Origin of the sequence: Streptococcus sp. 3705 (assembly GCF_013277145.1) — a bacterium.
Classification (GTDB): Bacteria; Bacillota; Bacilli; order Lactobacillales; family Streptococcaceae; genus Streptococcus.
Map to the genome: position 1 here is coordinate 1 of NZ_VMMJ01000015.1, position 2,500 is coordinate 2,500.

The window sequence follows — 2,500 nt, forward strand, 5'->3', positions numbered from 1 at the left end:
AGGAGAAGCTTGCTTCTCTGGATGAGTTGCGAACGGGTGAGTAACGCGTAGGTAACCTGCCTGGTAGCGGGGGATAACTATTGGAAACGATAGCTAATACCGCATAATAGTAGATGTTGCATGACATTTGCTTAAAAGGTGCAATTGCATCACTACCAGATGGACCTGCGTTGTATTAGCTAGTTGGTGGGGTAACGGCTCACCAAGGCGACGATACATAGCCGACCTGAGAGGGTGATCGGCCACACTGGGACTGAGACACGGCCCAGACTCCTACGGGAGGCAGCAGTAGGGAATCTTCGGCAATGGACGGAAGTCTGACCGAGCAACGCCGCGTGAGTGAAGAAGGTTTTCGGATCGTAAAGCTCTGTTGTAAGAGAAGAACGAGTGTGAGAGTGGAAAGTTCACACTGTGACGGTATCTTACCAGAAAGGGACGGCTAACTACGTGCCAGCAGCCGCGGTAATACGTAGGTCCCGAGCGTTGTCCGGATTTATTGGGCGTAAAGCGAGCGCAGGCGGTTAGATAAGTCTGAAGTTAAAGGCTGTGGCTTAACCATAGTACGCTTTGGAAACTGTTTAACTTGAGTGCAAGAGGGGAGAGTGGAATTCCATGTGTAGCGGTGAAATGCGTAGATATATGGAGGAACACCGGTGGCGAAAGCGGCTCTCTGGCTTGTAACTGACGCTGAGGCTCGAAAGCGTGGGGAGCAAACAGGATTAGATACCCTGGTAGTCCACGCCGTAAACGATGAGTGCTAGGTGTTAGACCCTTTCCGGGGTTTAGTGCCGTAGCTAACGCATTAAGCACTCCGCCTGGGGAGTACGACCGCAAGGTTGAAACTCAAAGGAATTGACGGGGGCCCGCACAAGCGGTGGAGCATGTGGTTTAATTCGAAGCAACGCGAAGAACCTTACCAGGTCTTGACATCCCTCTGACCGCTCTAGAGATAGAGTTTTCCTTCGGGACAGAGGTGACAGGTGGTGCATGGTTGTCGTCAGCTCGTGTCGTGAGATGTTGGGTTAAGTCCCGCAACGAGCGCAACCCCTATTGTTAGTTGCCATCATTTAGTTGGGCACTCTAGCGAGACTGCCGGTAATAAACCGGAGGAAGGTGGGGATGACGTCAAATCATCATGCCCCTTATGACCTGGGCTACACACGTGCTACAATGGCTGGTACAACGAGTCGCAAGCCGGTGACGGCAAGCTAATCTCTTAAAGTCAGTCTCAGTTCGGATTGTAGGCTGCAACTCGCCTACATGAAGTCGGAATCGCTAGTAATCGCGGATCAGCACGCCGCGGTGAATACGTTCCCGGGCCTTGTACACACCGCCCGTCACACCACGAGAGTTTGTAACACCCGAAGTCGGTGAGGTAACCGTAAGGAGCCAGCCGCCTAAGGTGGGATAGATGATTGGGGTGAAGTCGTAACAAGGTAGCCGTATCGGAAGGTGCGGCTGGATCACCTCCTTTCTAAGGATAAGGAACTGCGCATTGGTCTTGTTTAGTCTTGAGAGGTCTTGTGGGGCCTTAGCTCAGCTGGGAGAGCGCCTGCTTTGCACGCAGGAGGTCAGCGGTTCGATCCCGCTAGGCTCCATTGGTGAGAGATCACCAAGTAATGCACATTGAAAATTGAATATCTATATCAAATAGTAACAAGAAAATAAACCGAAAACGCTGTAGTATTAATAAGAGTTTATGACTGAAAGGTCAGAAAAATAAGGTTAAGTTAATAAGGGCGCACGGTGGATGCCTTGGCACTAGGAGCCGAAGAAGGACGTGACAAACGACGATATGCCTTGGGTAGCTGTAAGTAAGCGATGATCCAGGGATTTCCGAATGGGGGAACCCAACAGGTACTACCTGTTACCCGCATCTGTTAAGGATGTGAGGAGGAAGACGCAGTGAACTGAAACATCTAAGTAGCTGCAGGAAGAGAAAGCAAAAGCGATTGCCTTAGTAGCGGCGAGCGAAACGGCAGGAGGGCAAACCGAAGAGTTTACTCTTCGGGGTTGTAGGACTGCAATGTGGACTCAAAGATTATAGAAGAATGATTTGGGAAGATCAGCCAAAGAGAGTAATAGCCTCGTATTTAAAATAGTCTTTGTACCTAGCAGTATCCTGAGTACGGCGGGACACGAGAAATTCCGTCGGAATCTGGGAGGACCATCTCCCAACCCTAAATACTCCCTAGTGACCGATAGTGAACCAGTACCGTGAGGGAAAGGTGAAAAGCACCCCGGGAGGGGAGTGAAATAGAACCTGAAACCGTGTGCCTACAACAAGTTCGAGCCCGTTAATGGGTGAGAGCGTGCCTTTTGTAGAATGAACCGGCGAGTTACGTTATGATGCGAGGTTAAGTTGAAGAGACGGAGCCGTAGGGAAACCGAGTCTGAACAGGGCGAATTAGTATCATGACGTAGACCCGAAACCATGTGACCTACCCATGAGCAGGTTGAAGGTGCGGTAAGACGCACTGGAGGACCGAACCAGGGCACG

1 tRNA gene and 2 rRNA genes (1 of these 3 cut by a window edge) are annotated in these 2,500 nt (G+C 50.8%); all 3 read left to right on the forward strand.

The annotated features are described in order from the left end of the window. Positions 1-1,474, forward strand: a 16S ribosomal RNA gene (locus HT714_RS04875); the annotation flags it as partial. A gap of 51 nt (positions 1,475-1,525) precedes the next feature. Then, a tRNA-Ala gene (locus tag HT714_RS04880) sits at positions 1,526-1,598 on the forward strand. A gap of 125 nt (positions 1,599-1,723) precedes the next feature. Next, positions 1,724-2,500, forward strand: a 23S ribosomal RNA gene (locus tag HT714_RS04885) (it continues 2,125 nt past the right edge of the window).